The organism is Streptomyces sp. NPDC049915 (genome assembly GCF_040656475.1).
Taxonomy (GTDB): domain Bacteria; phylum Actinomycetota; class Actinomycetes; order Streptomycetales; family Streptomycetaceae; genus Streptomyces.
Genome location: NZ_JBFAMH010000011.1, coordinates 80547 through 99112 on the forward strand (window position 1 = coordinate 80547; position 18566 = coordinate 99112).

The window sequence follows — 18566 nt, forward strand, 5'->3', positions numbered from 1 at the left end:
TCACGGCGGCATGCCGCGACGGCGCTACTGCGGCCCGTACTTCCGCCCCGTCCGCGAGGTGAGCCCGCCCAGCAGTCCCCTCGGGACGAGTTTCGCCGCACCCATCAGGGCCTTGTAGCGGGGGTCGGGGATGGACAGGGTCCGGCCGCGCGCCAGGTCCGTCAGGGCCGCGGCGACCACCTTGTCGGCGTCCAGCCACATCCAGTTCGGGATGTTGTCCGTGCCCATCCCGGCCCGCTGGTGGAATTCCGTGCGGACGAAGCCCGGGCAGAGCGCCATCAGCCGTACGCCGCTGCCCGCCAGGTCGCGCGCCGCGCCCTGGGAGAACTGCACGACCCACGCCTTGGACGCCCCGTACGTGCCGCGCGGCACGAAGGCGGCGACCGACGCCACGTTCACGACCCCGCCCCGGCCGCGCTCGCGCATCGCCTCCGTCGCCGCCGAGGTCAGCCGCAGCACCGCCTCGCAGTGCACCTTCAGCATCCTCAGCTCGTCGGCCATCGGGACCTCGAGAAAGCGGCCCTTGTTGCCGAAGCCGGCGTTGTTGATCAGCAGGTCGACGGCGTTGCGCCGGTCACCGAGGCGGGCGGCGACCGCCTCGATGCCGTCGTCCTCGGCCAGGTCGGCGGTCAGCACCTCCGCCTCGATGCCGTGCCGGTCGTGCAGCTCGGTCGCCTGCTCGCGCAGCCGCTTGGTGTCCCGGGCCACCAGCACGAGGTTGTGCCCGTCAGCCGCCAGGCGCCGCGCGAACGCGGCACCGATCCCCGCGGTCGATCCCGTAATCAGAGCCGTTGTCATGCGCCAAGACTAGTTACCCGGACTGACAGACTCCGTGCTCAGCACCCCCCGTCTGACACGAGGTCAGCGCCTCTGCCCACCGACGTACTTGCGCGCCGCCGCCAGCGCCTCCGGGTGCAGTGCCGCGCCGGCCGCGATCAGCCGCGGCAGCAGCTCGCGCTCGGTGGTGAGCGCCCGGAACTGCATCGCCACGGTCACGTCGTGCTGCGGCCGGTGCACCACCTCGATCGCATCGCCCGCGCGGATCTCCCCGGGCTCGATCACCCGCAGATACGCCCCTGGTGCGCCCCGGTGCGTGAACCGGCGCACCCAGCCCTTCTCACCCAGGTGCTCCTGGAAGGTGCGGCAGGGAATGCGCCCGCTGGTCACCTCCAGCACCACATCGGGGCCGATCCGCCAGCGCTCGCCGATCAGTGCGCCGCAGACGTCCACGCCCCGCGTGGTGAGGTTCTCGCCGAACGTGCCGTTCGCCAGCTCCCGCCCCAGCTCGCGCTCCCAGTCGTCCAGGTCCTCGCGGGCGAAGGCGTACACCGCCTGGTCGTCGCCGCCGTGGTGGCGGGTGTCGCACACCGCGTCCCCGGCGAGCCCGCTCGCGCCGACCCCCTTCGGCCCCGGCGCCGTCACCTTGACCGGCCCGTCCACCGGGCGCTTGTCGATGCCGGTCAGCCCCTCCGGCTGGTCGGTGTAGGGGACGGGCCGGGCCTGGCCCACGTTGAGAGACAGAAGCTTCATGAGGGCACGGTAACGAGCAGACCTCAAAGTGTCGACGCAATATTCTGCGCGGCACCCAAGCCTCGCTTATGCTTGCAGAGTGATCGAGGCTCGTCATCTCCGCGTCCTGCGCGCCGTGGCCACCACCGGCTCCTTCTCCGCCGCGGCGCGCGAGCTGGGCTGCACCCAGCCCGCCGTCAGCCAGCAGATGAAGGCCCTGGAGGGCTCCGTCGGCACCCCGCTGCTGGTACGCACGGGGCGCGAGATGCGGCTGACCCAGGCCGGTGAGGCCCTGGTGCGGCACGCCACCGGCATCCTCGCCGGGCTGACCGCCGCCGAGGAGGAGGTCGCCGCCATCGCCGGGCTGCGCGCCGGCCGGGTCCGTCTCGTCTCCTTCCCCAGCGGCAGCTCCACCCTCGTCCCCACCGCCCTGGCCGCTCTGCGCGCCGCCCACCCCGGCACCCGGGTCTCCCTGGAGGAGGCCGAACCGCCGCGGTCCGTGGAACTGCTGCGCGAGGGCGACTGCGACATCGCGCTCGCCTTCCGCTACGAGGGCGCGGCGGGCGCCGAGGAGTGGGACGACCTCGTCGTACGGCCGCTGCTGAGGGACCGTCTCGTAGCGTTGCTGCCCGAACGGCACCCGCTCGCGGCGCGCGCGGAGCCGCTGGCCATCGGCGCGCTGGCCGGTGAGCCGTGGATCGCGGGCTGTCCGCGCTGCCGGGGCCAGCTGGTCGAGGTCTGCGAGGGCGCCGGCTTCACGCCCCGCATCGACTTCGCCACCGACGACTACCCCGCGGTGGTCGGTCTGGTCGGCGCCGGTCTCGGCGTCGCCGTGCTGCCCCAGCTCGCCGTGGAGTCCGTGCGTCCCCGGGGCGTACGCATGCTGACGCTTGAACCGTCGGTGCGGCGGGAGATCGTCGCCCTCACCTTGCCGGACCTGGCCCAGGTGCCGGCGGTCGCGGCGACGCTGGAGCAGCTGGCGCGTACGGCGCGGCGGTAGCGGCCAAGGAGGGCCGGCAGCCGCCGGGGGGCCCGGCAGGCGCCGAAAAAAGGGCACGCGCGTGTGTGCGTGCCCTGAGGGTGATGAAGAAACGTTCCTTCAAGTGTTCGAACCGGCATGCCCGCCGGTCGAAGCCGTCACCAGGCGGTTACGCGCCCGCCCCATGAGTTCTTCGCGCTCGTCCTCGGTCAACCCGCCCCACACGCCGTACGGTTCGCGCACCGCCAGAGCGTGTGCCGCGCACTGGGCGCGGACCGGGCACCTCATGCAGACCTCTTTGGCCGAGTTCTCGCGAGCACTCCGCGCCGCACCGCGCTCACCCTCCGGGTGAAAGAAGAGCGAGCTGTCCACACCGCGGCAGGCAGCGAGCAGCTGCCAGTCCCACAGGTCCGCGTTCGGTCCGGGAAGGCGGGAGAAATCTGCCATTACGTGACCCCTTGCAGCCGTTCTGAGTGGATACGGTGCCCACGACCGTACAACTACGATCTAAGGAGATGAAAATATGACTCATTGCGAATCTAGCCTCAGACACCAGCGCATGGGAAGAAATGGGGCCAAATGGGGCATGGTTGTGATGAAAGCTTGAGGGTTGGCCCTGTGTGTCTCCACTGTGTTCGCCCCCTCACGTAGAGTGCCGAAGATGGCAGATGGCCCCGTAACTCTTTCGAGTGACCGTCGTTGAGAGTGCGGAGGCGGTTGAAAACACAAGGGCTCGGGCAGGCGTCCGAGACGGTCGACCGCACAGGTGACGATTTCGTACCAGCCTGGAGGCACAAGGTGACGCGCATCAGCTGCGGAGGGCGGCCATGACTTCCGTCCTCGTCTGCGACGACTCCCCGCTTGCCCGAGAGGCGCTCCGCCGCGCGGTCGCGACCGTGCCCGGCGTCGAGCGTGTGACGACGGCGGCCAACGGCGAGGAAGTCCTCCGCCGCTGGGGCGCCGACCGCTCGGACCTCATTCTGATGGACGTCCGCATGCCCGGCCTGGGCGGCGTCGAGACCGTCCGCCGGCTGCTGTCCGCCGACCCCGGTGCCCGCATCATCATGCTGACCGTCGCCGAGGACCTCGACGGTGTGGCCCTCGCGGTCGCCGCCGGCGCCCGCGGCTATCTGCACAAGGACGCCTCGCGCGCCGAGCTGCGCGCCACGGTGACGCAGGCGCTGGCCGACCCGACCTGGCGCCTGGCCCCGCGCCGCCTGCGCTCGGCGGAGATGGGCGCCGCGCCCACCCTCACCGCACGCGAGATCCAGGTGCTGGAGGGCATGAGCCACGGCCGCTCCAACGCCGAGATCGGCCGCGAGCTGTTCCTCTCCGAGGACACCGTCAAGACCCACGCGCGGCGCCTGTTCAAGAAGCTCGGCGCCTCCGACCGCGCCCACGCGGTGGCGCTCGGCTTCCGCTGGGGCCTGGTCCGCTAGGGCCTGCCCGGCGGACCGGAGCGGCAAAAGGTGACGCGCCGTGTCAACGTGCGCGAGCGGGGCGCGGCGCCTCCGGCGAGGCGGGCCGGGGGCCCGACGGGGTGACGTCCGCCGGGTGATCCCCAAGCACGGGGGCACGCCTTTGCCGGGGGAATGCGCCGGCGCGTGTCATGGCTCCCGCGACCGCGTCACTCTCGGTGCGCGGCCCCGGACGCGAGGGCGCGGCAGTGCACGCCGGTCACGCTCCGTGTACGGCGACTGCTGTCGCCGGCTGCAGCGCAACGGCGCCTCCCTCCCGCCCGAGCCGGCGGTCCCGAGCCCTCGCCGGCCCCTTGACTGTCGTACCCCGAACGCCCACCCGCGCGGTGCGCCCCTGTTCCATGAAACCCCCAGACACAGGGGGGCACGTCTGTTTCCGCACCCCGTCGGCGGGCCGTCGGCCCAGCGTGTGGCCGGTGTGCGCGGACGCGGGGGCACGCGCGCGTACCAGGGATCGCCGCCGTCCGGGCGAGTCCTCGCGGACGCCCGCTGCTCGTTTCGGCGCCGATGCCGCATCCTTGAGGTGTGGAGTTCCTCGGGGACGAGTCGGTCGAGCGGAAGGGGAGGGCGCAGGGGATGAGTTCCGGCGCACCTGCTCATAACGCTTCGGTGCACAACGCCGAGCGCGGTGCCACGGACGTCAGAGCCGCAGGGCACCATGGACCGATGCGTGACGACGAGGCGGCCACTCCTGCCCAGGGGGCGATCGGCCCACTCGTGCACCGCGCAGTGGACGGCGACGAACAGGCCACGCACGATCTGCTCGCCCACGTGCACCCCTTGGCGCTGCGCTACTGCCGTACGCGGCTGTCACGCCTGCCCGGCGACGCCCGGCACTTCGTCGAGGACCTCGCCCAGGAGGTCTGCGTCGCCGTGCTGCTCGCGCTGCCGCGCTACAAGGACACCGGCCGGCCCTTCGAGGCGTTCGTCTTCGCGATCGCCGCCCACAAGGTCGCCGACCTCCAGCGGGCGGCGATGCGCCACCCCGGCTCGACGGCCGTGCCGTCCGACGAGATGCCCGAGCGGCCCGACGACTCCCTGGGCCCCGAGGAGCGCGCCCTGCTCAGCAGCGACGCCGAGTGGGCGAAGAAACTGCTGGCCAACCTCCCGGAGAACCAGCGCGAGCTGCTGCTGCTGCGTATCGCGGTGGGCCTCACCGCCGAGGAGACCGGCCAGATGTTGGGAATGTCACCCGGAGCGGTCCGGGTGGCGCAGCACCGTGCGCTGAGCCGGCTGCGGGCGCTCGCCGAGCAGTAACTGGGCCCGGCCCGGGTCGGATCGGCGCCTCATGTGAACAGGCGAACACCCGGTTCCGTACGAACATACGAAGACGGAAGCCGTCCACAACCGTGGAATGAGACGGGTCCATCTCCCGTTAGCATGGACATCCGCACCGATCAAGGCCATTTGGGGAAGGTGTCATGACTGCAAACGTCGACGGAGTGCCCGGTAAATTCGCGACACTCGGGCTGACCTACGACGACGTGCTGCTGCTGCCGGGTGCATCCGAGGTGCTCCCCAACGCGGTCGACACCTCGTCCCGCATCTCCCGCAACGTCCGGGTCAACATCCCGCTGCTCTCGGCGGCGATGGACAAGGTGACCGAGTCCCGCATGGCGATCGCGATGGCGCGCCTCGGCGGTGTCGGCGTCCTGCACCGCAACCTCTCCATCGAGGACCAGGTCAACCAGGTCGACCTGGTGAAGCGCTCCGAGTCCGGCATGGTGGCCAACCCCATCACCATCCACCCGGACGCCACGCTCGCCGAGGCCGACGCGCTGTGCGCCAAGTTCCGCATCAGCGGTGTCCCCGTCACGGACGGCAACCGCAAGCTGCTCGGCATCGTCACCAACCGCGACATGGCCTTCGAGAGCGACCGCAGCCGTCAGGTCCGCGAGGTCATGACCCCGATGCCGCTGGTCACCGGCAAGGTGGGCATCTCCGGCGTCGAGGCCATGGAGCTGCTGCGCAAGCACAAGATCGAGAAGCTGCCGCTGGTCGACGACGAGGGCGTCCTCAAGGGCCTGATCACCGTCAAGGACTTCGTCAAGGCCGAGAAGTACCCGAACGCCGCCAAGGACGCCGAGGGCCGCCTGCTCGTCGGTGCCGCCGTGGGCGCCAGCCCCGAGGCCCTCGAGCGCGCCCAGGCGCTCGCCGCGGCCGGTGTGGACTTCCTGGTCGTCGACACCTCCCACGGCCACAACAGCAACGCGCTGAGCTGGATGGCGAAGATCAAGTCCAGCGTGAACGTCGATGTGATCGGCGGCAACGTCGCCACCCGCGACGGCGCGCAGGCGCTGATCGACGCCGGTGTCGACGGCATCAAGGTCGGCGTGGGCCCGGGTTCCATCTGCACCACGCGCGTGGTCGCCGGCATCGGCGTCCCCCAGGTCACCGCCATCTACGAGGCCTCCCTCGCGGCTCGCCCCGCCGGCGTCCCGCTGATCGGCGACGGCGGCCTGCAGTACTCCGGTGACATCGGCAAGGCGCTCGCCGCCGGCGCCGACACCGTCATGCTCGGCAGCCTCCTCGCCGGCTGTGAGGAGTCGCCCGGCGAGCTGCTCTTCATCAACGGCAAGCAGTTCAAGTCGTACCGCGGCATGGGCTCGCTCGGTGCCATGCAGTCCCGCGGCCAGGCGAGGTCGTACTCCAAGGACCGCTACTTCCAGGCCGAGGTCTCCTCCGACGACAAGCTCGTGCCCGAGGGCGTCGAGGGCCAGGTGCCCTACCGCGGCCCGCTGGCCAACGTGCTGCACCAGCTCGTCGGCGGTCTGCGCCAGACCATGGGCTACGTGGGCGCGGCCACCATCGAGGAGATGGAGTCCAAGGGCCGCTTCGTCCGGATCACGTCCGCGGGTCTGAAGGAGAGCCACCCGCACGACATCCAGATGACGGTCGAGGCGCCGAACTACAGCAGCAAGTGACGCCCACGCGCGCGTGAAGGTCATGCGACGGCGGTCCCGGGACATCCGGGGCCGCCGTTGTCGTACCCGTCGGGGATACTGGAAGGCGCTGCAACGCATCAGGGAAAGGCCACCAACGTGACTGAGATCGAGATCGGGCGCGGCAAGCGCGGCCGCCGGGCGTACGCCTTCGACGACATCGCCGTCGTCCCCAGCCGCCGTACGCGGGACCCGAAGGAGGTCTCGATCGCCTGGCAGATCGACGCCTACCGCTTCGAGCTGCCCTTCCTGGCCGCCCCCATGGACTCCGTCGTCTCCCCGGCGACCGCGATCCGCATCGGCGAGCTGGGCGGCCTCGGCGTGCTCAACCTCGAGGGCCTGTGGACGCGGTACGAGGACCCGCAGCCGCTCCTCGACGAGATCGCCGAGCTGCCGGCCGAGGCCGCGACCCGCCGTCTGCAGGAGGTCTACGCCGCGCCGATCAAGGAGGAGCTGATCGGGCAGCGCATCAAGGAAGTGCGCGACTCGGGCGTGGTCACCGCGGCGGCCCTCTCGCCGCAGCGCACCGCCCAGTTCTCCAAGGCCGTCGTCGACGCGGGCGTGGACATCTTCGTCATCCGCGGCACGACGGTCTCGGCGGAGCACGTGTCGTCCGCGCACGAGCCGCTGAACCTCAAGCAGTTCATCTACGAGCTGGACGTCCCGGTGATCGTCGGCGGCTGCGCCACCTACACCGCCGCGCTGCACCTGATGCGCACCGGCGCGGCGGGCGTCCTGGTCGGCTTCGGCGGCGGCGCGGCGCACACCACGCGCAACGTGCTGGGCATCCAGGTCCCGATGGCCACCGCGGTCGCCGACGTGGCCGCCGCCCGCCGCGACTACATGGACGAGTCCGGCGGCCGGTATGTGCACGTGATCGCGGACGGCGGCGTCGGCTGGTCCGGCGACCTGGCGAAGGCCGTCGCCTGCGGTGCCGACGCGGTGATGATGGGCTCCCCGCTGGCCCGCGCGACGGACGCGCCGGGCAAGGGTCACCACTGGGGCATGGAGGCCGTCAACGAGGAGCTGCCGCGCGGCCAGAAGGTCGACCTGGGCACGGTCGGCACGATCGAGGAGATCCTCACGGGTCCCTCGCACACGCCGGACGGCTCGATGAACTTCTTCGGCGCCCTGCGCCGCGCGATGGCGACCACCGGCTACAGCGAGCTGAAGGAGTTCCAGCGCGTCGAGGTGACGGTGGCGGACTCGCAGCACCGGCGGTAGTCGCCGCAAGCGGACGGCTGAGAAGGGCCGGTCACCCCATTCGGGGTGACCGGCCCTTTTGCGTGCTGTGTTCTGCCTGGTCAGGGGCGCATGGTGCGGGAGGGGGCGCGTGGTTGCGTTCGGGGCGAATGCGGGCCGAACGGGCGTAAGAGGGCGGTAATGTCCGTGATCGGCGGCCCGAGCTCTCTGGGCCGCCCCCTTCCAAGGACATGGTTCCGGACCCGCGCCCGCGGGGCCCGGCCCGCGCTCCGAAACGGACCGTCCACCGGGCGACTGGGCGGTGTCGTGGAAGGGGGCGCCCATGGGACGCCATCGCAAGCCCACTCGCTGGGATGGGATCCGGCTTCGGCTGGTGAAGTTCCGGAGGAGGTGGATCTTGCGACTTTTCGGATGGTGAGCGGCCGTCCCTATAAGAGCTAGGGACGGACACCCGTGAACCATCAGGAGCCTGCCGCAGTAGCCCCTGCGGTGGGCTCCACCCGCTTCCAAATTAGCGGCGTACGTTCCCCCACGCCACCAGCCCGGCCGCCTCGCACCCCCACGCGCCCCCCTTACAACCGATGCGCCGCCCCCGTAGGCGTGGCTCCCCGCGTGTCCAGCAGGAGCTGGGCCTTCACCGAAAGGCCCTGGAGGTCGTACGTGCGGTGCTGCTGGAGCAGGATCGTCAGGTCGGCGTCGGCCGCCGCCTCGTACAGGGAGTCCGCGCGGGGGACCGGGCGGTCCAGGACGCTCCAGGACGGGACCAGCGGGTCGTGGTAGCTGACGGCCGCGCCCAGCTTCATCAGCGCCGTCGCGATCTCCTCCGCGGGCGTGCCCTGCTGGTCGGCGAGGTCGGCCTTGTAGGTGACGCCGAGGAGCAGGACGCGGGCGCCGCGTGCGGACTTGCCGTGCTCGTTGAGCAGGGCCGCGGCCCGCTTGACCACGTACCGGGGCATACGGCTGTTGACCTGCTGGGCCAGCTCCACCATGCGCAGGCCGCGGCCGGCCTTCCCGCCCAGGTCCTGCGGGACGGAGTGGCCGCCGACGCCGGGGCCGGGGCGGAAGGCCTGGAAGCCGAACGGCTTGGTCTCCGCGCAGCGGATGACGTCCCACAGGTCGACGCCCAACTCGTGGCACAGGACGGCCATCTCGTTGACGAGGGCCATGTTGACGTGCCGGTAGTTGGTCTCCAGGACCTGCACGGTCTCGGCCTCCCGCAGGCCACGCGCGCGTACCACCTTGTCGGTGAGACGGCTGTAGAAGGCCGCGGCCGACTCGGTACAGGCGGGGGTGAGGCCGCCGATGACCTTCGGCGTGATGGCCGACGTGTGGTCGCGGCTGCCGGGATCCACCCGACTGGGTGAATAGGCGAGGTGGAAGTCGCGGCCCGCGCGCAGGCCCGAGCCCCGTTCCAGCAACGGGCGCAGGAAGTTCTCGGTTGTGCCGGGCGCGACGGGGGACTCGAGGATCACGGTGGTGTGCGGGCGCAGCCGCTCGGCCAGGGTACGCGCGGCCGCTTCGACCTGCCCGAGGTCGAGCTCGCCGTCGGCACCGCGCGGGGCGGGGGCGCAGATGACGGCGGTGCGCACGCGGCCGAGTTCGGCGGGGCCGGTGGGCTGCCGGAAGCCCCCCGAGAGCATCCGGCGCAGTTCGGCAGGGGTCAGGGAGGAGGCTTCCGGGCCGGTGCGGTAGCCGACGGTGGAGATACCGGCGGCGACGGCGGCCTGCGCCAGGGGCAGGCCGAGCGGGCCGAGTCCGATGACGGCGAGATCTGCGGGCATGGCGTGGGCCGTCCTTCCCAATAACCGAAGCGGGACAGGTGCGCAAGCCCGGTGGACAGAATGAGCGAGCGCAATGTCAGACTACGGGTAAATATGACCGATATGAGGGATTGTTCGTGTGCGTTTCCGTGGGCGTGGCCGGGCGTTGTCCACAGGCTGTGCGGCCCGTGGTGGCTGAACCCGGGCAAGACCGTCAGAATCTGGGCAAGGGAGTGGGACCGGGCTACGCCCGACGGGTGCGGCCGACGCGGATGAGATGCGGGAGGCAGCGGTGAGGACAGCGACACTGGGGCCGGCGCAGCGTGCCGAGTCCCTCGCGGCGATGGCCGAGCGAGAACTGGACGTGCTGGTGATCGGCGCCGGAGTCGTCGGCGCGGGCACCGCCCTCGATGCCGTGACCCGCGGACTGTCCACGGGTCTCGTCGAGGCGCGCGACTGGGCTTCGGGCACGTCCAGCAGGTCCAGCAAACTGATCCACGGCGGGCTGCGCTATCTGGAGATGCTCGACTTCGCACTCGTACGGGAGGCACTGAAGGAGCGCGGCCTGCTGCTGGAGCGGCTCGCCCCGCACCTGGTGAAGCCGGTGCCGTTCCTCTACCCGCTCCAGCACAAGGGCTGGGAGCGGTGGTACGCCGGTTCGGGCGTCGCGCTCTACGACGGGATGTCCATGGCCCGCGGGCACGGCAGGGGCCTGCCCCTGCACCGGCACCTGACCCGCCGTCACGCCCTGCGAGTGGCGCCCTGCATGAAGAAGGACGCGCTGGTCGGCGCGTTGCAGTACTACGACGCGCAGATGGACGACGCCCGGTTCGTCGCCACCCTCGTGCGCACCGCGGCGTCCTACGGCGCGAAGGTGGCCAACCGGGCGCGCGTGACCGGATTCCTGCGCGAGGGCGAGCGGGTCGTCGGGGCCCGGGTCAGGGACGTCGAGGGCGGCGGCGAGTACGAGGTCCGCGCCAAGCAGATCGTCAACGCCACCGGTGTGTGGACCGACGACACGCAGGCCATGGTGGGGGAGCGCGGCCAGTTCCACGTCCGCGCCTCCAAGGGCATCCACCTGGTCGTGCCGCGCGACCGCATCAGTTCCTCCACGGGGTTGATCCTGCGCACCGAGAAGTCCGTGCTGTTCGTCATCCCCTGGGGCCGGCACTGGATCGTCGGCACCACCGACACCGAGTGGAACCTGGACAAGGCCCACCCGGCCGCGTCCAGCGCCGACATCGACTACCTGCTGGAACACGTCAACTCCGTGCTCGCCGTGCCGCTCACCCGGGACGACGTCGAGGGCGTCTACGCGGGGCTGCGGCCGCTGCTGGCCGGGGAGTCCGAGGCCACCAGCAAGCTGTCGCGCGAGCACACCGTGGCGCACCCCGCGCCGGGGCTGGTCGTCGTCGCGGGCGGCAAGTACACGACGTACCGGGTGATGGCCAAGGACGCCGTCGACGAGGCGGTGCACGGGCTCGACATGCGCGTCGCCGACTGTGTCACCGAGGAGATCCCGCTGCTGGGCGCGGAGGGCTACCGCGCACTGTGGAACGCGCGGGCGCGCATCGCGGCCCAGACCGGGGTGCACGTCGTCCGGGTCGAGCACCTGCTGAACCGTTACGGCTCGATGGCAGAGGAACTCCTCGACCTCATCGTCAAGGATCCCGGACTCGGCGCACCGCTGCAGTTCGCCGACGACTACCTGCGCGCGGAGATCGTCTACGCCGCCTCCCACGAGGGGGCGCGCCACCTGGACGACGTGCTCACCCGGCGCACCCGCATCTCCATCGAGACCTTCGACCGCGGCGCCCGCAGCGCCCGCGAGGCCGCCGAGCTGATGGCGCCGGTGCTCGGGTGGGACGAGGGCCAGATCGAGCGCGAGGTCGAGCACTACGAGAAGCGGGTGGAGGCCGAACGCGAGTCGCAGCTCCAGCCGGACGACCAGACGGCGGACGCGGCACGGCTGGGAGCGCCGGACATCGTGCCGTTGTAGGCGCCGCCCCGCAGCCTGCCGGAGGTGCGGGGTTCACCCGAAAGTGTGGCGCCGGGCGGGATCTCCGTTCGGCGCCCGTCCGTTCTACCGGGTGCGAGGGCAGAACTCGGCGGCGAGCAGGGCCGGTTCGAGGCCGGGATCTGCGATCGCGGTCGTGTTCACCCGGAAGGTGAGGACGCGACGGCCGTCGACGGTGGCGGCGGTGCGCACGTAGCTGCCGGATATCCGCCCGTTGTGCCCCCACACCGTGGTGCCGCACGGCAGCTTCACCGGATACAGGCCCATGCCGTACACCCCATGTGCGGCCCGGGTGTCGAGCATCTCGCGCAGCCGGCGCGGGGGCAGCAGTTCACCGTCGAGCAGGGCCGCGTAGAAGCGGTTCAGATCGGCGAGCGTGGTCACCAGCTCACCCGCGGCCCCGGCCACCCGCGGGTCGAGCGCGGTGACGTCGGAGCCGTCGGCGGCGTACGCGCGGCCGTGCGGAGAGGGCAGCGTGGTGCGGGAGCCAGGGAAGGAGGTGCCGGACAGACCCAGCGGAGCGAAGACGCGCCGCTCGGCCTCGGTGGCGTAGGGGTGGCCGGTGACCTGCTGGATCACCATGCCGAGCAGGACGTAGTTGGTGTTGGAGTAGGAGAAGCGGCCTCGGTCGGCCGGAGGGTGGGTGAGCGCCAGGCGCACGGCCTGCAGCGGAGTGACGGGGACGGTGCCCCCGGTGAGCCGGGTGAAGTCGTACAGCCCGCTGGTGTGGGTGAGCAGGGAACGCAGGGTCAGCGCGCGCCCGTCGTTGCCCGCTCGGCGCACCAGCCCGGGCAGGTGCTGCTCCACGGTGTCCGACAGGGACAGCCGGTGCTCGGCGGCCAGTTGCAGGACGACGGTGGCAACGAAGGTCTTCGTGAGACTGCCGGCCCGGAAGTGGTCGGCGCGGGAGATGCCGGTCCCGGCCTGGGCGTAACGGCTGCCGGCCGACCCACCGGCCAGCAGAGCGGCGGCGGGGACGTGACCGCGGGTGAGCAGAAGGGGGAGAAGAGCGTCGGTGGCCGGCGTGGTCCGCGTCCCGGTGACCGGGGCGGTGGCCGTGGGGGCCGTGGTCTCCGTGGGGACGCTCGCCCCTCGTGGCGTCGCGGAGGTCCCGTCGTCCGCCGGGGTCAGACCCAGGAGGACGACGACTGCCAGGGCAACGGTGAGGAGGTTCCGAAGCGGGACGACGGAGGAGGTGACGGACAGGGGACGGCGCGGGGCAACGGCGGGAGCGACTGGCAAGGTCCGGTGCGGGGCACCCGGGGGAGCGGCGGGCGGGGTCCGGTGCGGGCCAACCGGGGGAGCGGCCGGCAGGGTCCGGTGCCGGGCCACTGCGGAAGCAGTCGGCAGGCTCGGACGGGGAGCAACGGGCGAAGTGCCCGGCAGGCTCGGGCGCGGAGCAAGCGCCGAAACGCTCGGCGGGGTCTGGCGGGGAGCAACCGGCGAAGTGCCCGGCAGGCTCGGGCGGGGAGCAACGGGCGAAGTGCCCGGCCGGCTCGGGCGGGGAGCAACCGCCGAAGCGCTCGGCGGGGTCTGGCGGGGAGCAACCGGCGAAGTGCCCGGCTGGCTCGGGCGGGGAGCAACCGCCGAAGCGCTCGGCGGGGTCCGGCGGGGAGCAACCGCCGAAGCGTCCGGCAGGCTCGGACCGGGAGCAACCGCCGAAGCGCTCGGCAGTCTTCGGTGCGGAGCAACCGGCGGCGCGGCGCTCGGCAGGTTTCGGCGGCCGAGGGCCTGCCGAACGGCTGCCACGATCCGTTGGCGCACAGGCGCCGAAGGGGTCGGCAGGGTATGACGTGGAGCCATTGCCGTCTCCCTTCGGCCGCCCGTGTCGGCGACCATCATGCAGGGCGGCGGTGTGGGGGATTCGGCCGGGTGACGGCGGCTCGGCCGCCTGGTGGCGGGGCCGGCGGGCGGTCCGCGTGCGTGGGGCACCCTGGGTGCGCCGGGCACTTGTCGGGTGAGGGACAATGGAGGCTCTGTCAGGGCGGGTTGGTTTGAGGGGACGCATGTCGGAGGCGGAGCGGGCGGGGACATCTCGTCAGGACACGAGCGAGCGTCTCCTCGCCGGGCGGTACCGGCTGGAAGGCGTGCTCGGCCGCGGTGGCATGGGCACCGTGTGGCGGGCCACGGACGAGACCCTCGGGCGGACGGTCGCGGTCAAGGAGCTGCGCTTCCCGTCGAACATCGACGAGGAGGAGAAGCGCCGGCTCATCACGCGGACGCTGCGCGAGGCCAAGGCGATCGCGCGGATCCGCAACACCAGCGCGGTGACCGTCTTCGACGTGGTCCAGGAGGACGACCGGCCCTGGATCGTGATGGAGCTGGTCGAGGGCAAGTCCCTCGCCGAGGTCATCCGCGAGGACGGCCTGCTGGAGCCCCGGCGCGCGGCGGAGGTCGGCCTCGCCGTCCTCGACGTGCTGCGCTCGGCCCACCGCGAGGGCATCCTGCACCGTGACGTGAAGCCGTCCAACGTGCTGATCGCCGAGGACGGCCGGGTCGTGCTCACCGACTTCGGTATCGCCCAGGTGGAGGGTGACCCGTCCATCACCTCCACCGGCATGCTCGTCGGTGCGCCCTCCTACATCTCCCCGGAGCGGGCCCGCGGGCACAAGCCGGGGCCGGCGGCCGACCTCTGGTCGCTGGGCGGTCTGCTCTACGCGGCGGTGGAGGGCTCCCCGCCCTACGACAAGGGGTCGGCGATCGCCACCCTCACCGCGGTGATGACCGAGCCGCTGGAGGAGCCGAAGAACGCCGGGCCGCTCAAGGACGTCATCTACGGGCTGCTCAACAAGGACCCGGCGCAGCGGCTGGACGACGCGGGCGCCCGTGTGATGCTCAAGGCCGTGATCAACGCTCCGGACGTCACGGAGGCCGGGCCGGAGCCGGCGGCGGACGCGACGAAGGTCGTGCCGTTGCCGCCGCAGCCGGCCGGACCCGGGAGCAAGCGGGGCGAGGAGGCGGCGGAGCGGCTGCGCGGGGCGCTGCGTTCCGTGCGCAAGGCCGCCGTCGCGGGCCCCTCCGGTGCGGCGGCCCGTGCCGCCTCCGGTGACCGTGGCGTGTCCGGGGCGCCGGCGGACAGCACCAGGACGACGTCGTCCGCGTCCACGGCGGCCGGCGCGGGAGCGGCCGGCGCCGGCAAGAGCCGCACCAGCGGCGGATGGAACGTGGTGCCGCCACCGGACCTCGACCTGTCGCCGCGGCCGGTGCCCCGGGCGCCGCTCACCGATGTGGTGCCCAAGCGCACGCTGGTGATCATCGCGGTGGTCGCGGTGCTCGCCCTGCTCGGCACGGTGCTGGCCTTCGCGCTGGCCGGGGACGACGGCGACGACAAGGGCGCGCAGGGGGCGCGGCCGTCCGGGGCCGTGGCGAGCGGTGGCGCGGACACCGCGGACACCAAGGAGGACAAGGGGGGCGCGACCGGAGCGGACGGTTCCGCCTCGCCCCGGGCGTCCTCGGCGACGTCGGCCGCGGGTGGCGGGAGCACGCCCGGCGGGGGCCCGAGCCCGAGCGGTGGCACGGCAGGCTCCGCCGTTCCCGGCGGTGCGCCGGTGACGGGTACGCACCAGGGCGGCCAGGGCTACACCATCGGACTGCCCGCCGGGTGGGCGTTCCAGTCCACGGGCTCGGCGGGGGACCGCTTCACCGGCCCGGGCGGGCAGAGGCTGCTGGTGGCCTGGACGTCCACGCCGAAGGACGACCCGGTCGCGGACTGGCGGAACCAGGAGCGCTACATGGTGCGTTCCCAGTACAAGAAGATCCGCATCGAGAAGGTGGACTTCCGGGACTGGAACGCGGCCGACTGGGAGTTCACCTACGCGGAGGGCGGCACCCCGTACCGGACGATCGACCGGGGTTTCGTGGTCAACGACCATGCGGGGTACGCGCTGATGTACACGGCGAAGGCCGTCGGCTGGGACGGGGACCTGCGCCGGCAGACCTGGCAGACGCTGACGGAGACGTTCCAGCCGAAGAAGTGACGCCCGGAGTCCGGGCGTTCGTCGATTCAGATCGGGCAACCCCTCTTTGCGGGTTGCCTCCGGCACGTATCGTGAGTGTTCGCGGACCGTACGCATCGGAGGGAATGCCCGCAACGGGACGCGTGGCGAACGGATCTGACCAACCGGGCGGCCGGGGGAGGCAACGTGGACGACTACGCGGGACGGGTCCTCGCCGACCGCTACCGCCTGCCGCTGCCGCCGTCCGACGCGTACGAACTCACCGAGACGCGGGCGTTCGACACCTACAGCGGGCAGGAAGTCCTCATCCGGCAGGTGCCGTTGCCGGAGGTCGTCGAGGCGGAAGTACTGGACGCCGAGGGGTTGCCCGCCGGGTTCACCCCGCGTGCGCGCCGGGGCGCCGGGCGGGGCGCGGGCGCGGACGTGCGGCGTCCCGCCGACCCCGTGGTGCGGCGGGCGGTGGAGGCCGTACAGGCCGCGGCGCGGATACCCGACCATCCACGGCTGGACCAGGTCTTCGACGTGTTCGCGGAGGGCGGTTCGCTGTGGATCGTCAGTGAGCTGGTGGCCGCGCGGCCGCTGGCGGCGCTGCTGGCCCAGCAGCCGCTGACGCCGTACCGGGCGGCCGAGGTCGCCTCCGACGTGCTGATGGCGCTCAGGGTGCTGCACGCGCACGGCTGGGTGCACCGCAACATCACCGCCCGCACCGTCCTGGTCTGCGACGACGGCCGGGTCATGCTCACCGGCCTCGCGGTCGGCGCGGCCGAGGAGGCGCTGTGCGGGTACGACCCCGTGCCGCCCGAGCCGGGGGAGGAGACCGGTCCCGGGCAGGACGGTGAGGACGCCGGTGCCGGTGCGGGCCGTGTCCCCCCGCCGGGACCGACCGAAGGCACCGGTGCCGTGCTGGACGCCGAGGGCGCGCGGCGGGCCGCCATACAGGCCCGCGCCGCCGGCGGACTGCCGGGCCCCGGGAGCCGGCCGACGGGTGCCGGAGCGGCCGCGCTTGCCCGCCCGGCGGACACCGGCGGTGCCGAGGACGTGCGCGCCGCGCGGGCCGGCGCGATCGCCGCGTACCGGGCGGGCGCGCGGTCGGCGGCCCGAGTCCAGGAGGCGCAGCACAGCCCGCACACCGGCCGCCTCGCCCTGCCCGGCGCCCGGCCACCGGCCGAGGCGGACCTCCCCGCCCCCGGCGGCCCGCAGTCGCCGTACGCCCACGGCCGCCAAGGGCAGGAGCGGCCCGATCCGGCGGCGCCGGACCGGATCGCCGACCCCTACGCCGGGGGCGCCACCGCACCGCACACCCCCGGCGGCGACCCCGCCGGTCCCGGGCCCGCGCCCTGGGGTGTCCCCTCCCTCGCCGCCCCGGGCCCCCGCGGCCCGCGCACCGCGCTCGCCGCCGAGCGGGCGCGGCAGGCACGGATGACGGTGGTGGGCGCCGTGACCGAGCGGTGGGCGCCGGAGCAGGCCGGGCCGGTGCACGAGAACTGGCAGCTGGCCGCGCCGATCGGTCCCGCGACCGACCTGTGGGCGCTCGGCGCGCTGCTCTTCCGGGCCGTGCAGGGCCACGCGCCGTATCCGGAGGAGTCGACGTCCGAGCTGGTGCAGATGGTCTGCGCCGAGCCGCCCGCCTTCGCCGAGGAGTGCGGTCCGCTGCGGCCGGTCGTGGAGTCGCTGCTGCGTCAGGACCCGACCGAGCGCATCGACTTCGAGGAACTGGGCGGCTGGCTGCGCTCCCTGGTGCGGTCCGCGCCCGAGCCGGAGGCCGGAGTGCATGTCGTGGCCGCGCCGCCCGTGGACCCCGGCAAGCTGCCCGTCGTACGGCGCCGGGGCGAGCTGGTGCGGCGGCGGCGCGGCGGGCTGCCCGCCCCGCACGGCCGGCACAAGCGGGCCGCGCCGAAGGAGAGTTCGCCGCGCAGCCTCGGCCGGGCCCTGCTCCTGCTGATCCTGCTTCTGCTGGCGGCGGCGATCGCGTACGCCATGTTCTTCCTGCCGAAGTCCACCGGCGCCGAGGACAAGGGTGCCGACCGGACCGGCACGGCCGGGTCCGCCTCCCGGGAGCCGGACGCGAGCAGCGCGCCGCGCCCCGAGCAGACCTCACCCGGCACACAGGACGGCAACAGCCCGGCGGCATCGGCCGGTTCCACGCACGCGCAGACCACCGGCCCCGACATCCCCGACGGGTTCACGCTGCGTAAGGATCCGGCGGGATTCCGTATCGCCGTCGCCGACGGCTGGCAGCGCACCCCGGGCAACGGCCGCGGCCAGGTGACGTACACACACGGTGACTTCGCGCTGATCGTCGTCCCCGGCCGGGACAGTGCCGCCGGCAACGGCCGCGACCCGATGGCGTATCAGCGGGAAAAGGAGCCCGAGCTGCAGCCCTACCGGGACTCCTCGTGGGCGACCGCCACCGGGCTGAAGACGATCCAGGTCGGCGGACGCACCATGGCGGAGGGCCAGTTCACCTGGACCGGCGCCGACGGCCGGGAACTGTACGTGCGCAACCTGGCACTGCTCGTCGACGGGCGCTACCACGTGGTGCAGGTGCGCGGCCCGGAAGCCGAACGGGACGAGGTGACGCGGTTGTACGAGCAGGCGTCAGGCAGTTACCAGTACACGGGCTGACCAACCCGCACAGACGGGCCGTACAAAAGGGGGCGTACGCATCAGGGGTCCACCGGGTTGCCCGCGGTTACACAAAGCGACAACCGTCACAGTGCGG

13 protein-coding genes are annotated in these 18566 nt (G+C 72.7%); 8 read left to right on the forward strand and 5 right to left on the reverse strand.

Going from position 1 to position 18566, the window contains the following annotated elements; translation table 11 throughout:
- Positions 1–24 precede the first annotated feature (24 nt).
- Together AB0J12_RS20745 and AB0J12_RS20750 are read right to left on the reverse strand one after the other, a co-directional pair.
- The gene (locus AB0J12_RS20745; RefSeq protein WP_363265777.1) at positions 25–798 is read right to left on the reverse strand and encodes an SDR family oxidoreductase; all 774 of its coding nucleotides are present in this window, start codon (positions 796–798) and stop codon (positions 25–27) included.
- A gap of 63 nt (positions 799–861) precedes the next feature.
- Complete coding sequence (locus AB0J12_RS20750) at positions 862–1530, reverse strand: MOSC domain-containing protein (RefSeq protein ID WP_363265778.1); 669 nt, start codon at positions 1528–1530, stop codon at positions 862–864.
- 79 nt (positions 1531–1609) lie between these two features.
- On the opposite strand from AB0J12_RS20750, the gene AB0J12_RS20755 reads away from it, so the two are divergent.
- Positions 1610–2509 carry a LysR family transcriptional regulator gene (locus AB0J12_RS20755; RefSeq protein WP_363265779.1) on the forward strand — a complete coding sequence of 300 codons (900 nt, stop codon included), beginning with the start codon at positions 1610–1612 and terminating at the stop codon, positions 2507–2509.
- A 99-nt stretch (positions 2510–2608) separates the two neighbouring features.
- Here the strand turns inward: AB0J12_RS20755 and AB0J12_RS20760 are convergent, their stop codons facing one another.
- Positions 2609–2935, reverse strand: a complete 327-nt coding sequence (locus AB0J12_RS20760) for a WhiB family transcriptional regulator (protein ID WP_363265780.1) — start codon at positions 2933–2935, stop codon at positions 2609–2611.
- A gap of 380 nt (positions 2936–3315) precedes the next feature.
- On the opposite strand from AB0J12_RS20760, the gene AB0J12_RS20765 reads away from it, so the two are divergent.
- The 4 genes from AB0J12_RS20765 (at position 3316) to AB0J12_RS20780 (ending at position 8132) form a co-directional block, all read left to right on the forward strand.
- Positions 3316–3927: a response regulator transcription factor gene (locus AB0J12_RS20765; RefSeq protein ID WP_003948568.1), complete on the forward strand. Its 612-nt coding sequence runs from the start codon at positions 3316–3318 to the stop codon at positions 3925–3927.
- 705 nt (positions 3928–4632) lie between these two features.
- Entirely contained in the window at positions 4633–5223 is a 591-nt protein-coding gene (locus tag AB0J12_RS20770; protein ID WP_103781490.1) for a sigma-70 family RNA polymerase sigma factor, read from the forward strand.
- 164 nt (positions 5224–5387) lie between these two features.
- Positions 5388–6890: an IMP dehydrogenase gene (gene guaB / locus AB0J12_RS20775; protein WP_363265781.1), complete on the forward strand. Its 1503-nt coding sequence runs from the start codon at positions 5388–5390 to the stop codon at positions 6888–6890.
- Between the two features lie 117 nt (positions 6891–7007).
- Entirely contained in the window at positions 7008–8132 is a 1125-nt protein-coding gene (locus AB0J12_RS20780; RefSeq protein ID WP_363265782.1) for a GuaB3 family IMP dehydrogenase-related protein, read from the forward strand.
- 551 nt (positions 8133–8683) lie between these two features.
- On the opposite strand, the gene AB0J12_RS20785 is transcribed toward AB0J12_RS20780, so the two are convergent.
- A complete protein-coding gene (locus AB0J12_RS20785) occupies positions 8684–9892 on the reverse strand; it encodes a nucleotide sugar dehydrogenase (RefSeq protein ID WP_363265783.1) in 1209 nt (402 codons plus the stop codon).
- Between the two features lie 271 nt (positions 9893–10163).
- On the opposite strand from AB0J12_RS20785, the gene AB0J12_RS20790 reads away from it, so the two are divergent.
- Positions 10164–11870, forward strand: coding sequence for a glycerol-3-phosphate dehydrogenase/oxidase (locus AB0J12_RS20790; RefSeq protein ID WP_363265784.1), 1707 nt, complete (start codon positions 10164–10166; stop codon positions 11868–11870).
- Between the two features lie 84 nt (positions 11871–11954).
- Here AB0J12_RS20790 and AB0J12_RS20795 read toward each other — a convergent pair whose 3' ends face one another.
- Positions 11955–13130 (reverse strand): serine hydrolase domain-containing protein, encoded by a 1176-nt coding sequence (locus AB0J12_RS20795; protein WP_363265785.1) that lies wholly within the window; start codon positions 13128–13130, stop codon positions 11955–11957.
- Between the two features lie 764 nt (positions 13131–13894).
- Between AB0J12_RS20795 and AB0J12_RS20800 the strand changes: the two genes are divergently transcribed.
- Together AB0J12_RS20800 and AB0J12_RS20805 are read left to right on the forward strand one after the other, a co-directional pair.
- Complete coding sequence (locus tag AB0J12_RS20800; protein ID WP_363265786.1) at positions 13895–15865, forward strand: protein kinase; 1971 nt, start codon at positions 13895–13897, stop codon at positions 15863–15865.
- Positions 15866–16030: 165 nt separating this feature from the next.
- Positions 16031–18469 carry a protein kinase gene (locus AB0J12_RS20805; protein WP_363265787.1) on the forward strand — a complete coding sequence of 813 codons (2439 nt, stop codon included), beginning with the start codon at positions 16031–16033 and terminating at the stop codon, positions 18467–18469.
- The last annotated feature ends 97 nt before the right edge of the window (positions 18470–18566 follow it).

What these genes read in the sequence shown, in the direction of transcription:
- AB0J12_RS20760 (WP_363265780.1), bottom strand. Translation starts at nt 2,935, where the DNA reads ATGGCAGATTTCTCCCGCCTTCCCGGACCGAACGCGGACCTGTGGGAC.
- AB0J12_RS20800 (WP_363265786.1), top strand. Translation starts at nt 13,895, where the DNA reads ATGTCGGAGGCGGAGCGGGCGGGGACATCTCGTCAGGACACGAGCGAG.
- AB0J12_RS20785 (WP_363265783.1), bottom strand. Translation starts at nt 9,892, where the DNA reads ATGCCCGCAGATCTCGCCGTCATCGGACTCGGCCCGCTCGGCCTGCCC.
- AB0J12_RS20745 (WP_363265777.1), bottom strand. Translation starts at nt 798, where the DNA reads ATGACAACGGCTCTGATTACGGGATCGACCGCGGGGATCGGTGCCGCG.
- AB0J12_RS20765 (WP_003948568.1), top strand. Translation starts at nt 3,316, where the DNA reads ATGACTTCCGTCCTCGTCTGCGACGACTCCCCGCTTGCCCGAGAGGCG.
- guaB (WP_363265781.1), top strand. Translation starts at nt 5,388, where the DNA reads ATGACTGCAAACGTCGACGGAGTGCCCGGTAAATTCGCGACACTCGGG.
- AB0J12_RS20770 (WP_103781490.1), top strand. Translation starts at nt 4,633, where the DNA reads ATGCGTGACGACGAGGCGGCCACTCCTGCCCAGGGGGCGATCGGCCCA.
- AB0J12_RS20750 (WP_363265778.1), bottom strand. Translation starts at nt 1,530, where the DNA reads ATGAAGCTTCTGTCTCTCAACGTGGGCCAGGCCCGGCCCGTCCCCTAC.